This is a genomic window from Ruegeria sp. O11, from assembly GCF_056535285.1.
The window spans coordinates 122,405-147,313 of sequence record NZ_JBQERS010000009.1 but is presented as its reverse complement, the minus strand read 5'-3'; the positions used below and the strand labels follow the sequence as shown (position 1 = coordinate 147,313).

The following is a 24,909-nucleotide window of genomic DNA, read 5'->3' as shown; positions in this document are numbered from 1 at the left end:
TCAAATAGGCCAACAATCTATACTGCCGCACTTCCACGAAGAGCCTCCGACCATCTGGGCCGGTCAGGTTAGGCACGCGAAACTTTGCAAAGTCAGCTTTCTGCGCATTGCCGTCCTTAGCGCGGACCGGAGCACCCGGTAACTTTGGGCTCGAAGCCGTCTTCCAAGCATTTTTGATTAACGTCAGCTTTCGGGTCGTTTGCAGCCGCTGACTCCCTGCGATTTGGGTGGCAAGGTTACGCATTTTGCGGATGGGTCACACCTTTCTGATTCAAGTCACATAATATCAATGATTTAGCCCTGGCATGTGTCACGCCTTTATTGGCGGCGGCCACAGATTTTAGAGATCCGATCCCTCACTTTGTTCAACAGAAGCGGACCGAACTTCCTCGTGCCGCAGTGAGCAATTGAGGTTGATATGCCCAAGTTGACACAAGATCAGCTGGCGGAGCGGTGGCACATGTCGCCGCGGACGCTGGAGCAGTGGCGCTGGCTCGGAAAGGGCCCCAGGTTTTTGAAGATCGGCGCGCGCGTTTTATACGATGAAGGCGTGATCGAAGCCTTTGAGGAGGCGCAGGTCTGCCAGAATACATGCGGACCGATTTCCGGGGAGGGTGTGTAGTGGCAAAGTCCTTCCCCTCACACAAAGTCAAATCGCACCTTGTCTACACAGTCTGGGAGGTGGCGGACGTTTTGGGCTGTCATCGCCAGACCGTCATTCGCTGGATTGGGAACAACGGACTTTCGGCTGATACCAGCAGCAAGCCTTGGTTGATCGAAGGACATGTGCTCAAGGACTTCCTCGGACAAAGACAACGCAAGGCGCGGTGCAAGTTGGCATTGCATCACTGCTACTGCCTCAGCTGCAGAGGTCCGCGCGAACCCGACGGCAAGATCGCTGACTATGTTCTGGAAACAGCTTCCAGCGGCCGCCTAACAGCCCTTTGTCCCACGTGTGGTGCGGTCATGAACAAGATCATTCGCCGTTCAGATCTGGAAGCCATTCAGGCCAAACTGGAGGTCACACTTCAACAAGCCTCCCCAAGATATAGTGTCCTGTACCGAAACCCATTCAAAAGTGACCTTGAAAGAGGAGCCCGAGACCCATGCCAAAACACACCTCGGATAACCTGCGCATCAAGCGCAAACACCTTGTCTGGCTGAAGGACGCAAAGGGGCTATCGCAATCTTCGATCGACAAAGCCGCAGCGTCGATTGCCATCTATGACAGATGGCTCAAAGGCAAGGACTACAGGGCGTTCCATTCAGAAAGGGCGCGCGCGTTCAAACGCCATCTGCAAAGTTTGCGCAACGAACGCACGGGCGCCCCATTGTCGGCTGCCACGATTAACGGTGTGTTGCGCGATGTAATGAAGCTCTTTGACTGGATGGCGGACCAACCGGGGTACAAGTCAAAGATCTCACGCTCAGACATCGCCTATCTAACGCCGGACCGCAAATCGGAACAGGCCCGTCGTAGCACTCTTTGGAAGCCGCATCCGTCTCCCGAACAGGTGGACCACCTTTTGTCTTCGATGCCGGTGGAAACCGTAATCCAGCGCCGTGATCGCGCCCTGATTGCCTTCTTGTTCCTGACCGGATCGCGCGAAGGTGCGGCCATCACAGTGCAACTGCGACACGTCGACCTTGCGAACAGATGCGTGCAGTTTGACGGACGTTCCGTGGATACGAAGTTTGGAAAGTCCTTCACGGCCAGCTTTTTTCCCTTCGGTGATAACGTCGAACAAACTATGCGAGAATGGATCAGAGAGCTTCGTAAGGACCATCTCTTCTCAGACACAGATGCTTTATTTCCAAAAACGCGCGTTGCTGTTGGCCCGTCTCGGCGCTTTGAGACCATGGGGATCGCGCGTGAGCCGTGGGCAGGCCCGTCATCAGCGGCCGGAATCTTCAAGAAAGCCTTCATCAACGCTGGGCTGCCACCGTTTTCGCCGCACCGCGTGCGAGATACGATCGCAGAGCTGGCAAAACTTCACTGCAGGACACCAGAGGACTATAAAGCCTGGTCGCAGAACATGGGACACGACGACGTGATGACGACGTTCAGCTCCTATGGTTCTGTTTCACCTGGCCGTCAGGTCGAACTGATGGGGCGGTTTCGCCGCCGTGGACCGTTGCCAGACGAGGACGCGGTTATTGATGAATGATCAGCTCCGGTGACGCACACGAACGACCACGCGCTCGGGAGCAAGCCGGTATCCATGCCAAGGGAGATTTTCAATCAGCTCTTGGGGCTTATCAACTGACAGGCCAGCGGACTCCAATCTCCCTGCAAGCGTTCTGCGAGCAGTCTGAATTCTCCGTCTAACGGCTTCGTCGGATTCAACGCCTAATTTTTCGACGAGTTCGCCAGATTTCACGCAGTGATGGTCCATGGGTTCGAGACCTTCACCAGCAGAACGGAGCCACTCTTCAGCCAAGACCACTAACAGGTCAGCTGTGGCATTTTTCTTAAGCTCAACATGTTCGCCGATCACAACCAAACGGGAGGCTTTGTCGATTTCTATGGACAGCGGAAGTTGCTGTTTCTCGTTTTTATCAACTGAGGCCGCAGGTACGAACGGCAAGGTCAAGGCGCTCTGCATCGCACCATATAGTCTTGGCAAACTCTGTTCAGGGAACTCACCAGGTGACTTGCTTTCAAGAACTCTGCGCATCACCGATGTGACCGCCTTTCCATGGCGGTTCAGCAAATCTGCGATCATCACCAAGGCTGTGTCTGGCGGATTGTCGAGGTGATTGACCGCATCCAACACAACGGGGAAATTTCGGATCAGTGCATCTGGCGTGGCGTTTTCAAACAACACTGCATTGCGCACATAGGACAACGCCATCTCCCGGTCGATGCCGTTCGGTCGAGCGTCCGACATCAAGTCCACGCGATACGCATCTTCAGGGTCAAAACGTTCAAGCCCTATTGAGAGCATCGCAAAACGCCGATCGATACACTGCGAACAGCGACCGCAATGGAAGTATTGATTGGTTTGATTATGCACATCCGCGCAACTGCGCGTCTCGACAATTTGATCTGCCATCCCAAGTTGGGAGATACGCTCCACGACTTCAGCTTTAGTGCGCGCGAAGTAGGGATTGTCGACGCGCATATCGTTCTCGAAAACAAGCTGCAGAAAACCGGTCAACAGGTTGATTGCCATAGGATGGGTCGTTCTCGTCGCTCGCGTTCCAATGACACTGCCAACCGGCGGCAGGTTGAGGCTCACAACGCCGTTTTCATGGAACGACAAGCGGTCCAGTCCGAAGGCCTTTGCAGTGATCGACCCAAGTACCGCGAACAAGAATGAGCGTGTGCGATGCGTTCTTTCCGCAGTCGATCGACCCTTCAACTGGGCGGTCATGGGAATGTGACGGCACTTTTCCGGTCCGTACCGTTTGCTCAACGCTGAGATCAGCCGTTTCTGGACCGGCGCTATTTTCGTGGACGAGGCATGACTGACCAAAGCAACCCGATGCTTCTGTTCCACGATTTCTTCCACAGCGCCCGCAAAGGAATCGAGCCCGCCGGAAAACATCAAGACACGGTGGGGCTTCCATGAACTATTTCGACCGAATTTGAAGAAGCGCGATCGCTCTGCATCCGGTTCGTCTTTGATCGAAAAAGAAAATTCAAAGCGATCGCCGGATAGAAACATCAACGTTTCTTCCAGAGCCTGTATTACGCTCTCACGTTGCCAGAAATCCAGATCGCGTACCGGCATAGTGGCTACGAACCGTCTGTGCCACTTCTCACCCATCTTCTGATCCGCCAGGCCACCACGGCTGACTGCCGCGTCCGCGCAATAGACAAGCGCGGCAATCTCCAGCAAATCGAGCGCACGATCCTGCAATCCCTCGACCAATTGACGGTTCAATTGTCCAATCCGTAGCGTCATTGCGACTTCGCGGCCAGCAATGTCGAGACGCAGGACTTCATCGCCGCCGCTTTTTGTCAAGGGCGGCAACCATCTGACTTCAACTTCAGGCAACGGCGCAACGGCGCCCAAACTCCGAGCGCATCTTTTTGAACGCGTAAGCTGTGAACTTGTCTATTGCATCGCGATCAAGCGCCTGCTTCTGCCAGACGGTTTTGCCATACCAGCCGCCCGCATATTCTTCGACGATTCTAGACACTTCAAATGTGTGCTGGGCGAGGGCTTGTTGAAATGCCACTCGCTGTGCATCGGTTGAAAAGCGTCGATCCTCGCCAGTGTGATTGGCGAGTTCCCGGCTCAGATAGTAGTCTAGAGAGCGGTATGTCAGCCGGGCAAAGAAATCCCGCGCGAGTCTCGCAAATGCATCACCCACGGCGAAACTCGCGAGTGCTTGGCGAATTTCTTGCGGTGTCGGTTCAAACAGGGATGGCAACCGGTCGTGCAGCTGAACGGAAAGGCTTTCCAAGAGCGCGGCCTTCGCCAATTCTCCTGCATCTGAGGAACTTCGGAGATCGAAGCTCCTGCCATCAACGGCACGATCCAAACCGGCCAGCAAGCCGGTCACTGAACCGAGTTCCGACGTCGCAATGCCCAAGTCAGCCAAAGCGTCTTCGAAGCCCGGAGCCCTTGCAAGCAAAGGCAGCCTCACGAGGAGATCACTTACAAACTGAAACCTGGGGTCACGACTCGCCCGTGCGAGATCGCTCTCAGATGCATCCGCTGCGGCCTCGGCGATCTCTTCGACTGACGCATCGGTTGCGATCAGATCAACTACCTCGCGCCACTTCCTGGACCGAGGCAAAGTGCCAAGCCTGATGTGTCCCATCCGTTCCTCCCTTGCCTGAAGAGTCATTCAACCATCAGGCGAATGTAAAGGGAAAAATGGCGGCCTTCGCTTACCCTGCGCTTACCCGAAGCGAGTGTTAGACATGAGATCGCCTTGTAAGTCTTTGAAAACAGTGGTGAGCCGTGCAGGATTCGAACCTGCGACCCACTGATTAAAAGTCAGTTGCTCTACCAACTGAGCTAACGGCCCACTCTTTTGTTGGATCTCGATGATCCGTGGCGCTCTGTAAGGTATTTACCCAACCGGGTTCAAGACCTTAATTTGCACCTCGGCACGCTTTTGTCTGATGTCAGTCAAGCGCCCCGATAGGCGGCCTAATTAGGCAGGTGGCGCTGGGGGGTCAACCCCTATTTTGTGGAATCTTTAGGACAGGCTGGATTCATTTTGTCGCCGGGGTTATATGCCCGCAATGCAAACCCTAAACGATACCGGATTGCCCATTATGAAGATGCACGGGCTGGGCAATGACTTTGTCGTTGTGGATGCGCGCGCGCATACGATTCCGATCACACCCAAGATGGCCAGGGGAATTGGGCATCGGCAGTTTGGCGTGGGTTTCGACCAGCTCGCGGTGATCGAAAGCGGAAATGCAGATGCGCATCTGGTGTTCTACAACGCCGATGGGTCGACCTCGGCAGCCTGTGGAAACGCAACGCGATGTATTGCCAGATTCTTGCTGGATGAAACCGGCAGATCGGATCTGACTCTCACGACAGAACGCGGCATTCTGCAGGCACGGGACGCAGGAAATGGCCTGACATCAGTCAACATGGGCCAACCTCAGCTTCTTTGGAATGAGATTCCCCTGACCGAAGAAATGGACACGCTTGAACTCCCTATCGAAGGGGGACCAACAGCAACCGGAATGGGTAATCCGCATTGCACTTTCTTTGTCGACGATGCGGAGGCGATCCCTCTCGAAGATTTCGGTGCGCGTTATGAACACCATCCGCTCTATCCTGAACGTACCAACGTGCAGGTAGCGCAGATCGCAGGGCCAGACAAAATCCGCATGCGCGTCTGGGAGCGCGGTGTTGGGATCACCTTGGCTTCGGGGTCATCATCCTGTGCCACTGCCGTCGCAGCGGCCCGGCGTGGACTTACCGGGCGCCAGATACAAGTTGATCTTGACGGTGGGACTATATGGATCGACTGGCGCGATGATGGCGTCTGGATGACGGGGCCAACAGTCCACGTTTTTTCGGGTACGCTCACGCCGGAATTTCTGAGGTCTCTGGAATGAATCCGCCCAAGTTCAGTACTCTGGGTTGCCGCCTGAACGCCTACGAGACCGAGGCGATGAAAGAGCTGTCACAGCAGGCGGGCCTTAGCGATGCGGTGATCGTAAACACTTGTGCGGTGACAGCTGAGGCTGTGCGCAAAGCGCGGCAGGAAATTCGCAAGCTGCGGCGGGAAAATCCCGACGCTCGCCTGATTGTCACCGGCTGTGCCGCGCAGACTGAGCCCGAGACATTCACGCGCATGGATGAGGTCGACGCGGTAATCGGAAACACCGAAAAGATGCGGCCCGAAACCTGGAAAGGAATGGCTGCTGATTTTATCGGTCAGACCGAAGCCGTGCAGGTAGATGACATCATGTCTGTCACCGAAACGGCGGGCCATCTGATCGATGGTTTTGGCACCCGCTCACGCGCCTACGTACAGGTCCAGAACGGGTGCGACCATCGGTGTACTTTCTGCATCATCCCCTATGGCCGCGGAAACTCTCGCAGCGTCCCTGCTGGCGTCGTGGTAGACCAGATCAAGCGGCTGGTCGATAGGGGCTATAACGAAGTTGTCCTGACCGGAGTTGACCTGACCTCATGGGGCGCGGACCTGCCTGCGCAACCCAAGCTTGGTGATCTGGTCATGCGCATCCTGAAATTGGTGCCGGACCTTCAGCGCCTGCGGATCAGCTCGATCGACTCGATCGAGGTGGACGAGAATCTGATGCAGGCCATCGCGACCGAACCGCGCCTGATGCCCCACCTGCATCTGTCGCTACAGCATGGTGATGATCTGATCCTGAAGCGCATGAAACGTCGCCACCTGCGCGATGATGCCATCCGCTTCACGGAAGAGGCTCGTAAGTTACGCCCGGATATGACATTTGGGGCCGATATCATCGCAGGCTTCCCGACAGAGTCCGAAGACCATTTCGAGAATTCTCTAAAATTGGTCAACGACTGCGACCTGACCTGGCTGCATGTGTTTCCATATTCAAAACGCGAAGGAACTCCCGCTGCTCGCATCCCACAGCAGGTGAACGGAAACGTAATCAAGGAGCGGGCCGCCCGCTTACGTGCTGCCGGGGATGCCAAGGTTGCGAAGCATCTTTCAGAACAGGTTGGAAGGTATCACAACATACTGATGGAAAACCCTCATATGGGTCGGACCGAACAGTTCACCGAAGTCACTTTTTCCCAACCTCAAATTGAAGGGCAGATCGTGCGCGGGGTGATCACAGGCACATCAGGCACGCAGTTACAGGCCCAACCCTGTGCTCAGGACAGTCAAAGATAGACGACACCGAATTCCCGCTCGATCAACTCAAAGTCCTGTTCGCCACCCTCGTTCTGCCGGGAGGTTTCTGCCATGAACGCTTCGGCGCGGTCGCCTGGGAAAATGTAGCTGATCATACGCACATCCTGATCGCTATTGTTTTTCATATAATGGGAAACTCCGCGCGGGCAGTGAATGGTATCCCCTGCGCCGGCGCTGACCCACGTGTCACCAATCTTCGCATCAACCGTGCCTTGAAGAATGTGAAACGTCTGATCCTCCCATTTATGGTAATGATCGGGCACCGCGCCTCCTGGAGCCATAACGCCGTCCGAGATTACGTATTCTCCGTCGGTGGCCTTTTTGCCCACAACAACTCCGACATACTCATTCGGGGCCATCATGTATTTCTTGCTGCCATCCCAATGCTGAATGACAACCTGTTTACGTGTGGCTTCGATTTTGTCTGCCATCGATAAGCTCCTTCGGAATTTCTGTATTCGCTATCTGGGAACTCGTGGCCTGAATTCCAGTAGGCACCAAAGAAGAAACCCCGCAACCGAAAGGTGCGGGGGTCCTTGAATAGACAATCCGGTTGGATATTAGTCCTTGCGGATCTTGCCCTTGTGGGGTGCCCACAGACGCTTGTTCACCAGATAAAGCAACACAGACAGAACCGTTAGGAACAGAACACCGACGAACCCGGCATTCTTGCGGTCCATCATCATTGGCTCAGCGGTCCACATCAGGAAGGCCGCAACGTCCTCCGACATGGCTTCGACTGTTGCTGGATGACCATCCGCGAATTCAACCTGATCCTCGGCTAATGGCGGTGCCATCGAGATCCAGCCACCCGGGAAGGCCTTGTTCTCATAAAGAACCGTGCCCGCCTCTTCCTTCTCTTCGCCTGTATAGCCGTCAAGCAATGATGCGATATATTCCGCACCACCCATGCCTTTGACCAGTTGGTTAATCCCCAGGCCGTATGGGCCATGGAATCCGGCACGGGCCTTCGCCATCAAGCTCAGGTCCGGTGCGCCAACGCCAGTATTGGCCGGGAAGTGGTCGGTCGGGATTGCCGGGCGGAAATCGTCCAGCTCGGGATCGAACACTTCGAAATTATCGGCCGCATAGGTGATGACCTGTTCTTCCGAGTATCCCAGATCCTCAAGCGTCCGCAGCGGTATGTATTGCAGACCATGGCAGGCCGCGCAGACCTCAGTATAGATCTGCAGACCGCGCTGAAGCTGGTTCTGATCCCAGGTTCCAAACGGTCCCTCGAACGAGAAGTCGAAGTCTTCGATGTGCTGCTCACCACCACCTGCCGCAAAGGTCGAGGCGGGCGCAAGGGCCAGAGCGAACGCGGCACCGATTGCAAGTTTCTTGAACATGTTTCCGGTCCCTCTTCTTACTCGGCCGGCGTGGCGTCGGCGTCAGCCTTGCCATAATGCGCGTTGAAGTCTTCTTCGATGGTTTCCGGCTGTGCCAGAGGTTTCTCGATCACGCCAAGGATCGGCAGGATCACGAAGAAATATGCGAACCAGTAGGCGGACGCGATCAGCGAGAAGGTCGCATAGGGCTCTTCCGCGGGCATCGCCCCCAGCCACATCAGGGCAAAGAAGTCGATGACCAGCAGGTAGAACCACCATTTGAACATCGGGCGGTATTTGCCCGAACGCACTGTCGATGTGTCCAGCCAAGGTGCCAGAGCCATTGCCAGGATCGCACCGAACATCGCCAGAACACCAAAGAACTTGGCATCGATGATGCCGCCGGTGATGAAGCTGGCAAACTGAACGACCCAGACCTCGCCGGTGAAGGCACGCAGGATCGCGTAGAACGGCAGGAAGTACCATTCAGGAACGATGTGCGCAGGTGTGACCAGCGGGTTGGCTTCGATGTAGTTATCCGGGTGGCCCAGATAGTTCGGCATGTAGCCAACGATGGCCCAGAACACGACAAGAATAACCGCCAGAGCGAACAGGTCCTTGATCACGAAATAGGGCCAGAACGGCAGCGTGTCTTTCTCGGCCTCGGCTTTCGAACCACGGCGCACTTCAACACCCGTAGGGTTGTTGTTGCCAGTGGTGTGGAAGGCCCAGATATGCACGATGACCAGCGCTGCGATAACGAAAGGCAGCAGGTAGTGCAGCGAGAAGAAACGGTTCAGAGTGGCGTTGTCCACCGCGGGTCCGCCCAGCAGCCAGGTCTGAATCGCGTCACCCACAAACGGGATCGCGCCAAACAGGCCAGTGATCACAGTCGCACCCCAGAAGGACATCTGACCCCAGGGCAGAACGTAGCCCATGAAGGCAGTGCCCATCATCATCAGGTAGATCAGCATACCGATGATCCACGTGATCTCACGCGGGGCTTTGTACGAGCCGTAAAATAGGCCGCGGAAGATGTGAATGTAGACCGCAACAAAGAACAGCGACGCGCCATTCATGTGCAGATACCGCAGCATATAGCCGCCATTCACGTTGCGCATGATGTGTTCGATGCTGGCAAAGGCCAGATCGACATGCGGGGTATAGTGCATCACCAGAACGATACCGGTGACGATTTGCAGCGCCAGACAGAACGTCAGAACGATACCCCAAATCCACATCCAGTTCAGGTTCTTTGGGGTCGGGATCATCAGGGTATCATACAGCAGGCCGACAATCGGCAGGCGGCTGTTCAGCCACTTTTCGCCGCTTGTCTTCGGCTCGTAATGATCGTGGGGAATTCCGGACATAAGTTGGGTCTCCCTTAGCCGAGTTTGATTGTGCTGTTGTCCACCCATTCAGCGGGCGGGACAGGCAGGTTCTCGGGCGCGGGGCCCTTGCGGATACGGCCGGCCAGATCGTAGTGCGAACCGTGGCAGGGGCAGAACCAGCCGCCGAAATCACCGGCATCGCCCAGCGGCACACATCCAAGGTGAGTACAGACGCCCATCTGAACGATCCATGCACCCGGCGCTTCGCCTTCGGGCGACGGCATGACGCGGTTGGCGTCAGTTGCCGGTGCATCGGCTGCAATATTGAAGTTACGCGCCAGCGGATCAGGCAGAGCATCCACGCCTTCGGCGTCCTGCTCTTTGGCTTCCTGGATCTCGGCACCAGTTCGGTGGCGGATGAAAACAGGTTTGCCCAACCATTTCACGGTCAGCTGCGTGCCCGTCTCAACCCCGCTGACGTCAACACGGATCGAGGACAGCGCCTGAACGTCTGCCGAGGGATTCATTTGATTTACCAGGGGCCAAACGGCAGCCCCCGTCGCAACGACACCTGCGCCGCCAGCGACGTAGTACAGAAAATCTCTGCGGGTGCCTTCGTGGTCTTCAGCGTGGGACACGAGGTTATCTCCGAATTGTCTGGCGCCCGCGAACGGGCATATAGCTCGCGCACCGCATGAACTGCGGCGTCTTAAAGGGGGTATCTATCGGGGAGAATAGAGTTCGTCCAGCGCTCTTAAACGCGCAATACGCCGCATCTAAGCAATCATTTCACGGTGAAAGGGTAAAATTTCAAAATCAAATGCAGATTTTAGTCTTCTGGGCAGCCACTAGGCCCAGTGGTCATGTGGTGTGATTCGGGGCTGGCCTGCGGATTGGCGCATCCGGGTTTATCCACCTTCACTCCCTTTCAAGATCGTCGAAATGACACTGAATTTGCCAGAGTTTTGCCACGATATTTTCCAAATTAACGCGAACATGATGAGATTAAATTATTAATTTAAAATAGATATTTCAAAGATATAGCAGAATATCGAATTCCGATTGCACTCATTGCGGGAATACGTGAAAGGCCGAAGGAAATCACCAAGCAGCCGGAGAATTCCAATGCCAAAGATTGCAGCAACCGCGGTTCTATTTACGATTCTGAGTACAGCACAAGCTATTGCAGCCGGAGACCCCGCAAAAGGCAAACAACTCTATAACCGATGCTCATCCTGCCACGCGATCATCAAGGATGGCGATGTTTTGGTCAAAGGCGGCATCACGGGGCCGAATCTCTATGGCGTAGTTGGTCGCTTGGCCGGAACCGAAAGCGATTATCTGTACGGAAGCGAGCGTCTGCCCATTGGCATGTTTACCGATGACATGATACGCGCCGGGCAAGAAGGGCTGGTATGGACCGAAGAAAACATCGCCGCCTATTCACAAGACCCGATCAACTTCATCAAAGAATATCTGAATGATGAAACCGCCCGCCCGAATATGAGCGTAAAGCTGAAGAAAGGAGCGGATCACATAGCTGCCTATCTCGCCACATTCACTACTCAGTAAACTAGGTGATTTTTAAATTTTGGCCTCGCGCATAAGCGAGGCCAATGTCCCGAACTCAGCCCCAATCCCAGCAGATTGGACGTGATCAGCGGCGCGTTGGCGCGCAACGTCGGGCTTGTTCTGGTTAAGTTTCCAAGTGCCATCTATGTCCGAGACCGTCAGTCGGCATGGCACGATCATCCGCATCATCCGATCCAGCGCATCTGGTGTCATCTTCGACGCCAGCCATGGAGGCTTAGGCAACAGGCGATTCTCGAAATCAGCAGCCTGTCGATCCAGCAGGCCTCGCAACTCTTCCACGGGGCGCATCTCAAGCACGCCGGTCAGATGCACCGCAACATAGTTCCAGGTCGGGACCTGATCATCGACACCGTACCAATCAGGCGAGATATATCCATCAGGCCCAGAAACGGCGATACGCGCAGATTGTGGCTGCTTCAATGCACGAACGATCGGGTTTGACCGCACCAGATGCAGATCCGCCCATCCGGCATCTTCGCTCAGCAGGAAGGGAACGTGGCTCAGCAATGGCGCTTCCGGTGTCGAGACCGCCAGAATGCCAAAGGCGCGATCTCGGGCAAAATCGATATGACGCGCACGCGCCTCGTTGCGAAAGGCAGGGTTAGGATGCATTTGTGTCCTCCGTCCAATTTCTCTTGCAGAACCAGTATCGAATTGGCAAGGTCCACCTCGTTCTCAGGGCGGGGCGAAATTCCCCACCGGCGGTATGCGGGCATGACCCGTAAGCCCGCGAGCGGCCCCGACCTTCGGGGTGTCAGCAGATCTGGTGAGAGGCCAGAGCCGACGGTTACAGTCCGGATGAAAGAGAACGTGTAGAACGCACCGCTGAAACGGTGCGTCTGCTCGTGATCGCCTTGGGTGAAGTGTCTGTTTGCTAAGGAGATCATGATGACACACACCCGCTATGCTTTGGTCAAAGCCAATTGGCATTCTGATATCGTGGATCGCGCCCTTGATGGGTTCTTGCAACTCATCCCCGCCGAACAGGTCGATATATTTGACGTCCCCGGCGCGTTTGAGATGCCCTTGATTGCGCGCGATCTGGCTCAAACCGGTCAATACGCGGCCATAGCCTGTGCAGCCTTCGTGGTGGATGGGGGCATCTACCGGCACGATTTTGTTGCTCAGGCCGTGGTTGATGGTTTGATGCGCGCCGGTATGGATACCGGTGTCCCAGTGCTGTCGGTCTCGCTGACGCCGCATCAATATCAGGAAACCGATCATCACAATGCCATCTACCGCGAGCACTTTGTGCAAAAAGGGCGCGAAGCCGCACAGGCGGCCCTAAAGGTCACCGAGACCCGCGCGCACATCGCTGCTGCAGCCTGACAGCAAGCGGTCGGGGTCACCCTCGACCGCAAATCCGCTTGAGGCCAAGCCCCGCGCCCGCTAATCACGTTCCGCAAAGGAGCACGCCCCATGTCGATGAACAGCTTTGGACACCTCTTCCGAGTCACCACCTGGGGTGAAAGTCACGGCCCTGCATTGGGGGCCACCGTCGACGGCTGCCCACCGGGTGTGCAAATCGATGAGACTATGATCCAGCACTGGTTGGACAAACGCAAACCGGGGCAGAACAAGTTTACGACCCAGCGACGAGAGCCCGATCAGGTCAAAATCCTGTCCGGTGTTTTCGAAGGCCAGACCACCGGCACGCCTGTACAATTGATGATCGAGAACACCGATCAGCGCTCGAAAGACTACGGCGACATCATGGACAAGTTCCGCCCTGGTCACGCTGATATTACTTACTGGCAGAAATACGGTATTCGCGATTATCGCGGTGGCGGACGCAGCTCGGCCCGGGAAACGGCTTCGCGTGTCGCCGCTGGAGGGTTGGCGCGCGAAGCAATCAAGCAGATCGCCCCGAATGTGCAAATCACCGGTTATATGACACAGATCGGTCCGCACAAAATCGATCGTGGAAATTTCGACTGGTCGCAGATCGAGCAAAACCCGTTCTGGACGCCGGACGCTAAATCTGCCGAGGATTGGGCGGTCTATCTCGATGATCTGCGCAAGTCCGGAAACTCGGTCGGCGCGGTGGTTGAGGTCGTCGCGCGTGGCGTCCCTGCGGGGCTGGGCGCACCAATATACGCAAAGTTAGATACTGATCTTGCTGCCGCGATGATGTCGATCAACGCGGTAAAAGGCGTCGAGATTGGCGAGGGTATGGCGGCGGCAGAACTGACCGGCGAAGCTAATGCGGATGAAATCTTTATGGGTCAGAACGGCCCGCAATACAGCTCGAACCATGCAGGCGGCATTTTGGGCGGCATTTCCACCGGACAGGACGTCGTCGTGCGGTTTGCGGTCAAGCCGACCTCGTCGATCCTGACCACTCGCAAAACCATCAACAAATCCGGTGAAGAGACCGAGATCATTACCAAAGGACGCCACGATCCCTGCGTCGGCATCCGCGCCGTGCCGGTGGGAGAAGCGATGATGGCCTGTGTAATCCTCGATCACCTGCTTCTGCATCGCGGCCAGATCGGCGAGAACCGTGGACGGATTGGCTGATCATCGCGCGGCGCTTCGGGCGGTCGTCACGCAGCGAATGCTGACCGATCCGGCGCATGATCTGGCGCATCTGGATCGGGTTTGGTTAATCGCTCAGGCTATTGCTGACCAGCGCACCAACCAGCGTGTATTGCTTGCCGCCTGTTATCTGCACGATCTGGTCAATCTGCCCAAGGACGATCCCAACCGGCATCTGGCGTCGCAACAATCGGCCACTGAATCAGAGCCTATTCTTACTGAACTTGACTTTACGGCGTCGGAAATTTGCGCCACGCAACATGCCATTGCTGCGCACAGCTACTCCGCCAACATCCCTCCTGAATCGCCCGAGGCATGTATCCTGCGGGACGCGGATCGACTGGACGCACTTGGCGCGATCGGGATTGCCCGCACCTTCGCCGTGTCGGGAGCATTGGGGCGGGCGTTGTATGATATCGCCGATCCCTTCGCCGAAGACCGCGACTTGGATGACCAGAGATTTGCAATTGACCATTGGAAGACCAAGCTGCTGAATCTGCCAGATGAAATGGTGACTGATGGCGGACGGGATTTAGCGCACAAGCGGGTTACTCAAATGCTCGGGTTTCTTGAGATACTCTCGGAAGAAATCGGCCACCCAATCCCAATCAACTGGAAATCTGTCTGATTGGTACAATCCCATCGTTGATCTTTTGCGCGCGAAAGCGCAGGTTCGCGCCATGGCGAAATCCTTAACATCGCATCGTCCGGCATTAGCCGTGGCGCTGAAACTCAGTGCGCTGGTGCTGTTCACAGTAATGTCCGCCTTGGTCAAGGCGCTGTCGGATGATTTCCCTCCGGGCGAAATGGTGTTTTTCCGCTCGCTCTTCGCCATTCCGGTCATCATCGCTTGGTTGTCATGGCGCGGAGAGCTGACGCATGGTTTCATCATTAAGAAGCCCATGGGCCATTTCTGGCGCGGTGTATTGGGCACGTCGGCCATGGGATTGACGTTTACCGGACTTAGCCTGCTGCCTTTGCCCGAGGTCACGGCCATCGGTTATGCCACCCCTATCTTCACGCTGATCCTGGCCGCAATCATGTTGGGTGAACGGATACGAATGATCCGCATCGGCGCCGTTGCGCTTGGTCTTGTCGGCGTTCTGATAATGATCTGGCCGCGCCTGGGCTCGGGTACTGCTGAAACCGCCGCAATGATCGGAGCGCTCTGTGTATTGGCGGCTACCGTCGCGCGCGCTTTTGTTCAGATACACATTCGGCAACTTGTGCAGGTGGATCATCCAGCTGCAATTGTGTTCTACTTTTCACTCACCGCAACTTTGCTTTCAAGCCTATCGGTGTTTTGGGGCTGGGTTGTCCCAAGCTGGGAACAAGCCGCATTGCTGGTGACAATGGGCTTGATCGGCGGAGTGGCGCAGATTCTCGTGACATCCTCGTACAAATTCGGCCAAGCCTCGATGTTGGCGCCTTACGATTATACGACGATGCTGTTTGCCATCATCATCGGCTATATCTGGTTTGATGAGCTTCCTACCCTGGTGATGCTGGGTGGTGCGGCGCTGGTGATTGCCGGCAATGTCGTAGTCATCCTACGCGAACGCCAACTTGGACTCGATCGGACCAAGGCGCGGTCTGTAACCGACCCCAAAGCATGACTTTACCTTTCGCAAACTTCCCCTAGTTTGGGGCGCGACATTCCCATGAGGTTTCCCGATGAGCGACGCACAAAACCACAAAGAAAAGATGCAAGAAGTGCAGGCGAAGCACCGCAAAAAAGTCTCGGAAGCGGTTGATCCCGGTCGGGGATTGGTGCTGATCAACACCGGCAAGGGCAAGGGCAAGTCCTCGGCCGCATTTGGTGTAGTAATTCGCGCCTTGGGTTGGGGTCAGAAAGTGGCTGTGGTTCAGTTCATCAAAGGCAAATGGAAGACGGGTGAGCGCAGGTTCTTTGAAGAGCGTGATCTGGTCACCTGGCACACAATGGGCGAAGGCTTCACCTGGGATACGCAAGACCGCGAACGTGACATTGCTGCCGCGGCGGCAGCCTTTGGCAAGGCGTGTGATCTGATGAAAAGCGGCGACTATGATCTTGTTGTTTTGGACGAGATCAATATCGCGCTGCGCTACGAATACCTTTCAGTAGAGACTGTTATTGACGGTCTTAAGGCCCGTTCGGACAAAACCAGCGTATTCCTGACAGGCCGGGATGCACCCCAAGCTTTGCGCGAATATGCGGATCTGGTGACCGAGATGACCGAAGAGAAGCACCCGTTTCAGGCCGGTATCAAAGCCCAGCGGGGTGTGGATTTCTAAACCCGCACTTCCCCTTCATTCAGCGCGCGCTGTGATGCGCGCCTGACAGGCTCAGGTGTCACGACGGGGTGTTCCTCGAGCTTGCGACAACGTTCGGCATCACAGGTCTTGTGATCAAGATAAGCGGCGACATCTGAGGTCAGCGCATCGCAATCACATGACGCACAACAGGGATCGCCCATCAATTCTTCGAAACGTTCGCGCAATCGCAGCCTCTTTGTGGTCGTTTCCGGGGCGATGGCAGGCCTTCACATCTGCACAAGCTGAGCCTACAGATCGCCCCAGAACCTGGAGCTTGATATCAAAATCTGGCGTTGCATTATATCTGATTGTTTTTATCGGAAATTTCAAGCCTTAAATTCGATTACATCATCGCCAGCTCAATTTGGGCAAATCGCCTTATTAGAGCCAAAAAAAGGAAGAGGGCCACGCAGAAATCCGCACAGCCCGTCAATGATTTACAGATTTGGTATTCGGTCAGACAACAACACCTTTTTCGGGCGCACTAAGCGATATGACCGCGACAACAGCGGCACCGTTCACCCAGTAGAACAGGGCGTCAATGCCGGAAAATCCAAGCAGGCTGGGCGCCATCAGAAAGGTAATACCAACAAGAAGATCTACAGCGAGGTGGAACTTGTAGGACAGCACCCTCCAGATTCCGAGATGATGATCTGTCAGAACGGTCAATACGAAGGCGGCCACGCCTGTAACCACGGACAGCCAGAGCGCCAAGGGGTTGGACTGACCAAGCCCTAGAACAAAGGGCAACACCATCAGCGCAATCGCAACCGGGTAGTCGAGATACGCATGGACAGAGCGGGTGACAAAACGCAGGGACATTTCAACTTCCTTTCCTTAATGAGTGATGGCTAAAGGATAGGAGCAGCGATCCGAACGGAGTATACTTGGTCGTTTGATAAACTTTGCAGATCGTTCGAAATACAAGAACGATCAGTGCAGTGCCCGATAGGCGGCGGGAGATACGCCAACCTGCTTCTTGAACACGCGCGAAAACGCGGCCTCAGAGGCATATCCCACCTCGGCAGCCGCATCCGCAACATTCCAGCGGTTTTCGGTCAACCCATGACAGGCTATCTGCATCCGCCAATCTGTCAGATATTGTATCGGAGTTGTTCCCATCTTCTGGGCAAAAAGCTGGGCAAACGCGGTGCGCGACATCGCTGCCTCGCGCGCGAGTGAGGCAACACTCCACTCCTGTGCGGGGGACTGATGAAATGCCGTCAGCGCCCGCGAGATGCGCGGGTCGGCAAACCCGGCCAGCGCGGCATCATCCGGGCTTTGGTGTTCCAGATAGGCCCGTATTGCTTGCGCAAACAGCACTTCAGACAGTTTCAAAGCAATTAAATCGCCGCCAATGCGTGCGCCGGACACCTCTGATCCGATCATGCGCAGGGTCGCCTCAATCCAGGTGCCAGCGTCCTCCCCGTAGTTCTCGATCAGAATATAGGGCGGCAGCCGATCGATCAGCATATGCCCAGTCCCTTTCCGACCGGCGGGTCCCGTAAACGAGAAATGACCGCAGATCAGCTGCGTATCGCGTTCTTCTTCCGCCCCGCCATAGACCAGCACACCGTCGCCCGTGTAGCCGGACTGATCCAACACCTGCTCAAGTGGCAGAGCGTCATAGGGTTTGACCTCGTTGCACAGCAGCGCGTGTGATGCGCCATGTGGGATCAAGATCAGGTCGCCCTGCCGCAACCGCAGCGTCTCGCCAGTTGCAGGCAGGTAAACCTTAAGCTCACCGCGCTGAACAAAGTGAAAGCGGGCCACGTTCTCGTAGCTCGGCACCTGTATCCCGAACGGTGGGGTAAAGGATGTGCGAAAGTAAAACGTGCCACGAAGAGACAGGCGGGTGAGAATATCGCTGAGAAGATCCAACATGGATCAAGAATACGGTCTCACACGCAGGCGTCCATATCTCGGGACGATCTGCACAAAAATTTGCACGGCTTGCAATCAGAACCCCCGCCCGAGCGGGGGTTCAAAGCGGTATTAACTTACGCCCGGACCAGCTTTTCGTAGTCTTCGGCGATTTCACGGGTCAGATCGCCAACCTCAAAGGTATAGTCGCCGATCTGCCCGACCGGAGTGACTTCGGCTGCTGTACCTGTCAGCCAGCACTGTTCGAAATCTGCCATTTCTTCGGGTCTGATGCGGCGTTCGTGGACAGTGACGCCCTTGTCTTTCAGCATCTGGATCACCGTCTGACGGGTGATGCCGTTCAGGAAGCAATCGGCCAGCGGGGTGTGCACTTCTCCGTCTTTCACGAAGAAGACGTTGGCACCCGTCGCTTCTGCCACGTTGCCGTTGTAATCCATGAACAAAGCGTCCGAGCAGCCTTTGGCCTCGGCCTTATGCTTTGAAATGGTGCAGATCATGTAAAGACCCGCTGCCTTGGCATGTACCGGAATGGTTTCCGGGCTGGGTCGTTTCCACTCGGCGATGTCCAGCTTGGCACCTTGCATCTTGGCATCACCGTAATACGCACCCCAAGGCCAAACAGCGATGGCCATCCGAACGGGGTTCTTGGCGGAAGCGACACCCATATCCTCGCCCGAGCCACGCCAGACCAGCGCGCGCACATAAGCGTCCTGAAGCCCGCTGGCTTTCAACGCCTCCTCTTTGGCGGCCTCGATCTCATCGACCGAGTAGGGCATCGGCATATCCAGCGCCTCGGCCGAGGCGATCAGGCGTTCCGAATGTTCGCGGCTTTTGAAGATCTTGCCGTTATAGGCGCGCTCACCCTCAAACACTGAGGACGCATAGTGCATCGCGTGGGACAGAATGTGCACATTGGCTTCGCGCCAGGGCACAAGTTCGCCATCCATCCAGATGACACCGTCGCGATCGTCATATCCCGCCATGCGAAACCTCCTGAGCCGGGCTAGATTTCCGAATGTTGCGCCGTTTAGGTCCGCATCGGACATAATGTTGCGCAAAAACTGCGATTCGATACCTGTGCGCTCTTGGAATGTCAATAAGGCTGACATAAAGTCAGATCATATTGCGAATGAGGTCCAACATGTCCGACATCCGTCCCGCCCCGGTCTTTGGCGGAGAAAGCCTGTTGTTTCTGACAGATGAGCAACTGAGGCAGGGTATCGAGGCCATGTTCTTTGCCTATCGCGGCTTTACCGCTGATCCAGACCGTATCCTGACTGAATTGGCCTATGGTCGGGCGCATCACCGGGCCATCCACTTCATCAACCGCGCGCCGGGGACAACGGTCAACAACCTGCTGGCCATATTGGGTGTTACCAAACAATCGCTGAACCGCGTTCTGCGTAGCCTCATCGAAGATGGTCTGGTCGAAAGCCGGGTAGGAACAGTGGACAAACGCGAACGCCACCTATTTCTGACGGATAAGGGGAAGGCGTTAGAGGCCAAACTCTCCGACGCCCAGCGCGCCCGGATGCGCGCGGCCTACAAAGATGCGGGCCCCGAAGCAGTGGCCGGGTTTCGCAAAGTGCTTGAAGCGATGATGGATGCTGATATGCGTCGTGCATATACAAAACTGCGGGATACGACTTCATGAGCGAAATGGACGCCCATCTTCTTATCGTCGATGATGACGAGCGCATTCGTGACCTGCTCAAGAAATTCCTGATGCGCAGCGGGTTCTTGGTGACTTCTGCGCGCGACGCGGCCCATGCGCGGCGGGTGTTGTCAGGGTTGGATTTTGATATGATTGTGCTGGATGTGATGATGCCCGGTGAGGATGGCGTCAGCCTGACACGGGCCTTGCGCGAAACGCATTCCACCCCGATCCTGTTGCTGACGGCAAAGGGCGAAACCGAGCATCGGATTGCTGGTTTGGAAGCCGGAGCTGATGACTACTTGGCCAAGCCGTTCGAACCCAAAGAGTTGCTACTTAGGATCAATGCCATTCTGCGCCGGATGCCGGAAACGCCCGCGCAGGACGCGGTGGCCAAGATTCTGCATCTTGGACCAATTCGCTACGATATCGAGCGGGGTGAGATGTGGCAGGGCGAAGATCCGGTGCGCTTGACTGCAACGGAAAGCCAGTTGATGAAGATATTCTCGGCCCAGCCCGGCGAACCGATTAGCCGTGCCAAGCTGGTCGAGGACCTGGGGCGCGACAAGGGACAGGCGCAGGAACGTGCGGTGGACGTGCAGATCACCCGCTTGCGTCGGAAGCTGGAGCAGGATCCGAAACAGCCTCGGTATCTGCAGACTGTGCGCGGTGCGGGCTATATGCTGGCGCCGGACTGATGAGCCGCCGCGCGGCGTTTTTAGGCCTTCGGCGAGGATATTTTAGCCAGATGAAGATGAGATCCTGATGAAAACCGCTTTGCTGACCCACGCAGATTGTCTTAATCATGTGACGCCAGAGGGGCATCCAGAGCGGGTGGCGCGGTTGGAACATATCCTTCATGCGCTTGAGGATTTGGATTTGCAGCGTGTGACAGCGCCGTTGGCAGCGGATGATGATTTGCTACGAGTTCATCCGCAGAACCATATCAGTGATATTCTTGACCAAAGGCCCTCGGATGGGTTCAAGCAGATTGATGGGGATACATTCATGTCTCCAGGATCTGTTGATGCGGCCTATCGCGCGGCAGGTGCGGTGGTGCGAGCCGTCGATCTGGTACTGGGCGGTGAAGCACCGAATGCGTTCTGTGCGATACGACCGCCAGGCCACCATGCCGAGACGGAAACGGCCATGGGGTTCTGTCTGTTTGGCAATGCCGCGTTGGCTGCAAAGCATGCGCTGGATCATCACGGGTTGAACCGCGTGGCAGTGTTGGATTTTGATGTTCATCATGGCAATGGCACGCAGGATTTGCTGTGGGACGAAAAGCGCGCGCTGGTGATCACCAGTCAGCAGATGCCGTTATGGCCCGGCTCTGGCCGTACTGACGAAACCGGCGCTTATGAGACGGTTTTGAATATTCCTTTGGCACCGGGCACAGGCGGAGCGGAGATGCGAGCCGCTTATGAGGCGCAAGCTTTTCCACGACTGCGCGCATTCAAGCCGGAACTAATTATTGTCTCCGCCGGGTTTGATGCCCATCAGGATGATCCGTTGGCAAATCTTAACTGGTCCACGGGTGATTTCGCCTGGATCACGGCGGAGCTGTGCAAGATTGCTGATGAAGTGTGTGATGGGCGTATCGTCTCGACTCTGGAAGGCGGGTATGATCTGAACGCATTGGCCGAGGCGACACGCGCCCATGTGGAAGAATTGATGAAGGCAGCACAATGACCGATACCCCAGTCGAACAGATGACCTTTGAACAGGCGATGAAAGAGCTTGAGGCCGTGGTGGGTCAGCTGGAACGCGGGGATGTGGCGCTGGATCAGTCGATCGCTTTGTATGAGCGGGGTGCGGCGTTGAAGAAACGCTGTGAGGATGAGCTGAAACGCGCCGAGGAAAAGGTGGCCGCGATCACTTTGGACGCAGATGGCCAGCCAACCGGGACGACGCCTGTCGAAGGTCAGTAAATGTTTCGTGAAAAGCTGGCACAGGATGCCGCGCTGATTCAAGACCATTTCGATCTGGTTCTGGGGACGTTGGACGATCTGGATGTGACACAGGCGATGGCCTATGCCACCGCGGGCGGCAAGCGTCTGCGAGGGTTTCTGGTACTGGAAAGCGCGCGGTTACTTGGCGTCGATGCGGCTCGGGCGATCTGGCCGGCGACGGGGATCGAAGCGCTGCATGCATACTCTCTGGTACATGACGACCTGCCCTGCATGGATGATGATGACCTGCGGCGAGGACGCCCCACAGTCCATGTGAAATGGGATGAAGGGACAGCCGTTCTGGCCGGGGATGCGCTGCAGACACTTGCGTTTGAGCTTTGCGTGCGGCCAGAGGTCGGAAATGCTGAAATGCGCGCCGAACTGGCTCTAACACTGGCAAAAGCGAGCGGCGCGCAGGGTATGGTTCTGGGTCAGGCGCTGGATATTGCGGCGGAGACGGCAGCAGAGCCACTGACACTGGATGAGATTACGCAACTGCAAGTGGGCAAGACCGGCGCGTTGATCGAATGGTCCGCCTGTGCAGGCGCGCGGTTGGCGCAGGCCGATCCTGCCCCCTTGCGCCAATATGCCCAGGCGCTTGGGCTTGCCTTTCAGATCGCGGATGACATCATGGATGTTGAAGGAGATGCCGAAAAGGCAGGAAAGCGCTTGCAGAAGGATGCAGAGGCGGGCAAGGCGACCTTTGTCTCACTTCTTGGTCTGGATGCGGCTAAATCCCGTGCCGCTGAGCTTGTGAGTCAGGCTTGTGCTGCGTTAGATGAATATGGCCCCGCGGCAGAAACCTTGAAGCAGGCTGCCCGCTTCGTTATTGCCCGGGACAGCTAAGCCAGGAACGCCAAATGTCTGACCGCCCGAATACGCCCTTGTTGGACCTTGTGAGCCGCCCAGCGGATTTAAAGCAGTTTTCAGATGCGCAACTGCATCAGGTCGCACATGAATTGCGGACCGAGACGATCTCTGCAGTATCGGTTACCGGCGGGCATTTGGGCGCGGGTCTGGGCGTGGTTGAGCTGACCACTGCGCTTCACGCAGTGTTCGATACACCCCGCGACAAGATCATCTGGGACGTCGGTCACCAGTGCTATCCGCATAAAATTCTGACCGAGCGCCGAGATCGAATCCGCACCCTGCGCATGAAAGACGGGCTGAGCGGCTTCACCAAGCGCAGTGAAAGCCCTTATGACCCGTTTGGCGCGGCCCATTCCAGCACTTCGATCAGCGCCGCGCTGGGGTTTGCTGTGGCCCGTGATCTGGGCGGTGTGACGCCCGAAGGTCTCGGCGATGCGATTGCTGTGATCGGCGATGGCTCGATGTCTGCGGGCATGGCATTTGAGGCGATGAACAATGCAGGGCATCTGAAGAAACGCCTGATCGTGATCCTGAACGACAACGAGATGAGCATTGCGCCACCCGTGGGTGCTCTGTCCAACTACCTGTCGCGCATCTATGCCGAAGAGCCGTTCCACGATCTGAAAGCAGCCGCCAAGGGCGCAGTATCCCTATTGCCTGAACCTTTCCGCGAGGGGGCAAAGCGCGCCAAGGACATGCTGAAAGGCATGGCCATGGGCGGGACCTTGTTTGAGGAATTAGGCTTTTCATACCTCGGCCCCATCGACGGGCATGATCTGGACCAGTTGTTGCCGGTTTTGCGTGCGGTCAAGGCCAAAGCGACAGGTCCGATCCTGATCCACGTATTGACCAAAAAGGGCAAGGGTTATGCCCCTGCCGAACAGGCACGTGACAAGGGTCACGCAACCGCTAAGTTCGATGTGGTGACGGGCGAGCAGAAGAAAGCCCCATCCAACGCGCCGTCCTATACCTCGGTCTTTGGTAAGACTCTGGTCGAGGAAGCGGCGCGGGATGACAAGATCGTCGCCGTCACCGCTGCAATGCCGGATGGGACTGGGCTGAACCTGTTTGCTGAGCGCTACCCTTCGCGGTGTTTTGATGTGGCGATTGCCGAACAGCATGGTGTGACATTCTCGGCTGCGCTGGCCGCCGGCGGGATGAAGCCGTTCTGTGCAATGTATTCCACTTTCCTACAGCGTGGCTACGATCAGGTGGTACATGACGTAGCCATCCAACGCTTGCCGGTGCGCTTTGCCGTCGACCGTGCTGGATTGGTCGGAGCCGATGGCGCAACCCATGCGGGATCGTTTGATATTGCTTACTTGGCCAACCTTCCGGGCATGGTTGTCATGGCCGCCGCGGATGAGGCTGAGTTGATGCACATGGTTGCCACCGCCGTCGCTTATGATGATGGTCCGATCGCCTTCCGCTATCCTCGCGGCGAAGGGGTGGGCGTTGACTTGCCCGAGCGCGGTGAAGTGTTGGAGATCGGCAAAGGCCGCATGATCCAAAAAGGTGCGCGTGTAGCACTGCTGTCCTTCGGGACGCGGCTGGCCGAGGTGCAGAAGGCGGCCGAGGCGCTTTGCGCGCGCGGGATCGCCCCCACCATCGCCGATGCGCGCTTTGCCAAGCCTCTGGATCGGGATTTGATCCTTGATCTGGCCGCGAACCACGAGGCGCTGATCACGATCGAGGAAGGCGCAGTTGGCGGTTTCGGCAGTCATGTTGCGCAGCTTTTGGCCGATGAGGGCGTGTTCGACGAAGGGTTGAAGTATCGCTCGATGGTGTTGCCGGATATTTTCATCGATCAGGCAAACCCAGCGGATATGTACGCGGTCGCTGGTATGAATGCAGAGCAGATCGAGGCCAAAGTGCTGTCGATTCTGGGCGTCACGACGATTGGCGAAAAACGCGCCTGAATCGGCGAATTCATTTGGCGCAAACGCGTGGTCGTGATTTAAGTTTCATAGACACATCTGAAATTGTGCATTTTTTGCACATGTTTTTTGCCTCTGCGGGGAAATAACAGCTTTGAAAATGACATAGGTCAATATCCTGATGTTCGGGTTACACTAGAACTCGACTCGGGGTGAGGCTGCTCCTTGCCCTTTATGCATAAGGTC

Annotated in this window: 28 protein-coding genes, 1 tRNA gene and 1 riboswitch; of the genes, 17 read left to right on the top strand and 12 right to left on the bottom strand. The window is 56.2% G+C overall.

The genetic code is table 11. The features are described 5' to 3' along the window. The first annotated feature begins 418 nt into the window (after positions 1-418). Genes ACRZ91_RS16190 through ACRZ91_RS16180 form a run of 3 tightly spaced genes read left to right on the top strand, consistent with a single transcriptional unit; the run spans position 419 to position 2,168 of the window. A complete protein-coding gene (locus tag ACRZ91_RS16190; protein ID WP_058272705.1) occupies positions 419-622 on the top strand; it encodes a helix-turn-helix domain-containing protein in 204 nt (67 codons plus the stop codon). Then, positions 592-1,164 carry a helix-turn-helix domain-containing protein gene (locus ACRZ91_RS16185; RefSeq protein ID WP_480907080.1) on the top strand — a complete coding sequence of 191 codons (573 nt, stop codon included), beginning with the start codon at positions 592-594 and terminating at the stop codon, positions 1,162-1,164. Before ACRZ91_RS16190 ends, ACRZ91_RS16185 begins: the two co-directional genes overlap by 31 nt. Then, a complete protein-coding gene (locus ACRZ91_RS16180; RefSeq protein WP_480907078.1) occupies positions 1,107-2,168 on the top strand; it encodes a tyrosine-type recombinase/integrase in 1,062 nt (353 codons plus the stop codon). The genes ACRZ91_RS16185 and ACRZ91_RS16180 overlap by 58 nt, the downstream gene beginning before the upstream one ends. Here the strand turns inward: ACRZ91_RS16180 and ACRZ91_RS16175 are convergent, their stop codons facing one another. The 3 genes from ACRZ91_RS16175 to ACRZ91_RS16165 all read right to left on the bottom strand — a co-directional run bounded on the left by ACRZ91_RS16175 (position 2,169) and on the right by ACRZ91_RS16165 (position 4,986). Continuing rightward, positions 2,169-4,022, bottom strand: coding sequence for a 7-cyano-7-deazaguanine synthase (locus ACRZ91_RS16175; protein WP_480907076.1), 1,854 nt, complete (start codon positions 4,020-4,022; stop codon positions 2,169-2,171). Beyond that, positions 3,997-4,776 (bottom strand): hypothetical protein, encoded by a 780-nt coding sequence (locus ACRZ91_RS16170; RefSeq protein ID WP_480907074.1) that lies wholly within the window; start codon positions 4,774-4,776, stop codon positions 3,997-3,999. Before ACRZ91_RS16170 ends, ACRZ91_RS16175 begins: the two co-directional genes overlap by 26 nt. Positions 4,777-4,910: 134 nt before the next feature. Next, a tRNA-Lys gene (locus tag ACRZ91_RS16165) sits at positions 4,911-4,986 on the bottom strand. Positions 4,987-5,197: 211 nt separating this feature from the next. Here ACRZ91_RS16165 and dapF point away from each other — a divergent pair. Both dapF and mtaB read left to right on the top strand, forming a co-directional pair. Then, a complete protein-coding gene (gene dapF, locus ACRZ91_RS16160) occupies positions 5,198-6,040 on the top strand; it encodes a diaminopimelate epimerase (RefSeq protein ID WP_480907072.1) in 843 nt (280 codons plus the stop codon). After that, on the top strand, positions 6,037-7,320 hold the full coding sequence (gene mtaB, locus ACRZ91_RS16155) for a tRNA (N(6)-L-threonylcarbamoyladenosine(37)-C(2))-methylthiotransferase MtaB (RefSeq protein ID WP_480907070.1): 1,284 nt from the start codon (positions 6,037-6,039) through the stop codon (positions 7,318-7,320). Before dapF ends, mtaB begins: the two co-directional genes overlap by 4 nt. On the opposite strand, the gene ACRZ91_RS16150 is transcribed toward mtaB, so the two are convergent. From ACRZ91_RS16150 to petA, 4 genes are all read right to left on the bottom strand, one after another. Next, the gene (locus ACRZ91_RS16150) at positions 7,311-7,772 is read right to left on the bottom strand and encodes a cupin domain-containing protein (protein ID WP_480907068.1); all 462 of its coding nucleotides are present in this window, start codon (positions 7,770-7,772) and stop codon (positions 7,311-7,313) included. The two genes, mtaB and ACRZ91_RS16150, sit on opposite strands and share 10 nt — an antisense overlap. Positions 7,773-7,901: 129 nt before the next feature. Then, entirely contained in the window at positions 7,902-8,690 is a 789-nt protein-coding gene (locus ACRZ91_RS16145) for a cytochrome c1 (protein WP_480907067.1), read from the bottom strand. 17 nt (positions 8,691-8,707) lie between these two features. After that, positions 8,708-10,039 carry a cytochrome b gene (gene petB / locus ACRZ91_RS16140; protein WP_010443143.1) on the bottom strand — a complete coding sequence of 444 codons (1,332 nt, stop codon included), beginning with the start codon at positions 10,037-10,039 and terminating at the stop codon, positions 8,708-8,710. Positions 10,040-10,053: 14 nt separating this feature from the next. Next, the gene (gene petA, locus ACRZ91_RS16135; RefSeq protein WP_010443142.1) at positions 10,054-10,638 is read right to left on the bottom strand and encodes a ubiquinol-cytochrome c reductase iron-sulfur subunit; all 585 of its coding nucleotides are present in this window, start codon (positions 10,636-10,638) and stop codon (positions 10,054-10,056) included. Between the two features lie 487 nt (positions 10,639-11,125). Here petA and ACRZ91_RS16130 point away from each other — a divergent pair, with 487 nt between their 5' ends. Further along, positions 11,126-11,572: a c-type cytochrome gene (locus ACRZ91_RS16130; protein WP_480907064.1), complete on the top strand. Its 447-nt coding sequence runs from the start codon at positions 11,126-11,128 to the stop codon at positions 11,570-11,572. Positions 11,573-11,584: 12 nt separating this feature from the next. On the opposite strand, the gene ACRZ91_RS16125 is transcribed toward ACRZ91_RS16130, so the two are convergent. Further along, the gene (locus ACRZ91_RS16125) at positions 11,585-12,205 is read right to left on the bottom strand and encodes an FMN-binding negative transcriptional regulator (protein WP_480907062.1); all 621 of its coding nucleotides are present in this window, start codon (positions 12,203-12,205) and stop codon (positions 11,585-11,587) included. A 55-nt stretch (positions 12,206-12,260) separates the two neighbouring features. Further along, positions 12,261-12,407: riboswitch (FMN riboswitch) on the top strand. Positions 12,408-12,481: 74 nt separating this feature from the next. Between ACRZ91_RS16125 and ACRZ91_RS16120 the strand changes: the two genes are divergently transcribed. The 5 genes from ACRZ91_RS16120 (at position 12,482) to cobO (ending at position 16,405) form a co-directional block, all read left to right on the top strand. Further along, entirely contained in the window at positions 12,482-12,922 is a 441-nt protein-coding gene (locus tag ACRZ91_RS16120; RefSeq protein ID WP_480907060.1) for a 6,7-dimethyl-8-ribityllumazine synthase, read from the top strand. A gap of 90 nt (positions 12,923-13,012) precedes the next feature. Beyond that, positions 13,013-14,113, top strand: a complete 1,101-nt coding sequence (gene aroC / locus ACRZ91_RS16115) for a chorismate synthase (RefSeq protein WP_480907059.1) — start codon at positions 13,013-13,015, stop codon at positions 14,111-14,113. Then, positions 14,097-14,759, top strand: coding sequence for an HD domain-containing protein (locus tag ACRZ91_RS16110; RefSeq protein WP_480907057.1), 663 nt, complete (start codon positions 14,097-14,099; stop codon positions 14,757-14,759). The genes aroC and ACRZ91_RS16110 overlap by 17 nt, the downstream gene beginning before the upstream one ends. 52 nt (positions 14,760-14,811) lie before the next feature. Next, a complete protein-coding gene (locus tag ACRZ91_RS16105) occupies positions 14,812-15,747 on the top strand; it encodes a DMT family transporter (RefSeq protein ID WP_170542283.1) in 936 nt (311 codons plus the stop codon). A 58-nt stretch (positions 15,748-15,805) separates the two neighbouring features. Further along, positions 15,806-16,405 carry a cob(I)yrinic acid a,c-diamide adenosyltransferase gene (cobO, locus tag ACRZ91_RS16100; RefSeq protein ID WP_480907054.1) on the top strand — a complete coding sequence of 200 codons (600 nt, stop codon included), beginning with the start codon at positions 15,806-15,808 and terminating at the stop codon, positions 16,403-16,405. Here the strand turns inward: cobO and ACRZ91_RS16095 are convergent. The 4 genes from ACRZ91_RS16095 to ACRZ91_RS16080 all read right to left on the bottom strand — a co-directional run bounded on the left by ACRZ91_RS16095 (position 16,402) and on the right by ACRZ91_RS16080 (position 19,293). Continuing rightward, positions 16,402-16,611, bottom strand: a complete 210-nt coding sequence (locus ACRZ91_RS16095; RefSeq protein WP_170542285.1) for a hypothetical protein — start codon at positions 16,609-16,611, stop codon at positions 16,402-16,404. The two genes, cobO and ACRZ91_RS16095, sit on opposite strands and share 4 nt — an antisense overlap. Before the next feature lie 271 nt (positions 16,612-16,882). Then, a complete protein-coding gene (locus ACRZ91_RS16090; protein ID WP_170542287.1) occupies positions 16,883-17,248 on the bottom strand; it encodes an SPW repeat domain-containing protein in 366 nt (121 codons plus the stop codon). A 111-nt stretch (positions 17,249-17,359) separates the two neighbouring features. Continuing rightward, positions 17,360-18,310 carry an AraC family transcriptional regulator gene (locus ACRZ91_RS16085; RefSeq protein ID WP_170703424.1) on the bottom strand — a complete coding sequence of 317 codons (951 nt, stop codon included), beginning with the start codon at positions 18,308-18,310 and terminating at the stop codon, positions 17,360-17,362. Positions 18,311-18,426: 116 nt separating this feature from the next. After that, on the bottom strand, positions 18,427-19,293 hold the full coding sequence (locus ACRZ91_RS16080; protein WP_170542291.1) for a branched-chain amino acid aminotransferase: 867 nt from the start codon (positions 19,291-19,293) through the stop codon (positions 18,427-18,429). Positions 19,294-19,451: 158 nt separating this feature from the next. Here ACRZ91_RS16080 and ACRZ91_RS16075 point away from each other — a divergent pair, with 158 nt between their 5' ends. From ACRZ91_RS16075 to dxs, 6 genes are all read left to right on the top strand, one after another. Beyond that, positions 19,452-19,964: a MarR family winged helix-turn-helix transcriptional regulator gene (locus tag ACRZ91_RS16075; protein ID WP_010443130.1), complete on the top strand. Its 513-nt coding sequence runs from the start codon at positions 19,452-19,454 to the stop codon at positions 19,962-19,964. Next, a complete protein-coding gene (locus tag ACRZ91_RS16070) occupies positions 19,961-20,662 on the top strand; it encodes a response regulator (RefSeq protein ID WP_319545902.1) in 702 nt (233 codons plus the stop codon). Before ACRZ91_RS16075 ends, ACRZ91_RS16070 begins: the two co-directional genes overlap by 4 nt. A gap of 67 nt (positions 20,663-20,729) precedes the next feature. Continuing rightward, entirely contained in the window at positions 20,730-21,656 is a 927-nt protein-coding gene (locus tag ACRZ91_RS16065; protein ID WP_170773344.1) for a histone deacetylase family protein, read from the top strand. Beyond that, complete coding sequence (locus tag ACRZ91_RS16060; RefSeq protein ID WP_010443127.1) at positions 21,653-21,895, top strand: exodeoxyribonuclease VII small subunit; 243 nt, start codon at positions 21,653-21,655, stop codon at positions 21,893-21,895. The genes ACRZ91_RS16065 and ACRZ91_RS16060 overlap by 4 nt, the downstream gene beginning before the upstream one ends. Further along, complete coding sequence (locus ACRZ91_RS16055) at positions 21,896-22,762, top strand: polyprenyl synthetase family protein (protein ID WP_480907051.1); 867 nt, start codon at positions 21,896-21,898, stop codon at positions 22,760-22,762. It abuts the gene before it with no gap. A gap of 14 nt (positions 22,763-22,776) precedes the next feature. Continuing rightward, on the top strand, positions 22,777-24,705 hold the full coding sequence (gene dxs, locus ACRZ91_RS16050; protein ID WP_170773348.1) for a 1-deoxy-D-xylulose-5-phosphate synthase: 1,929 nt from the start codon (positions 22,777-22,779) through the stop codon (positions 24,703-24,705). The last annotated feature ends 204 nt before the right edge of the window (positions 24,706-24,909 follow it).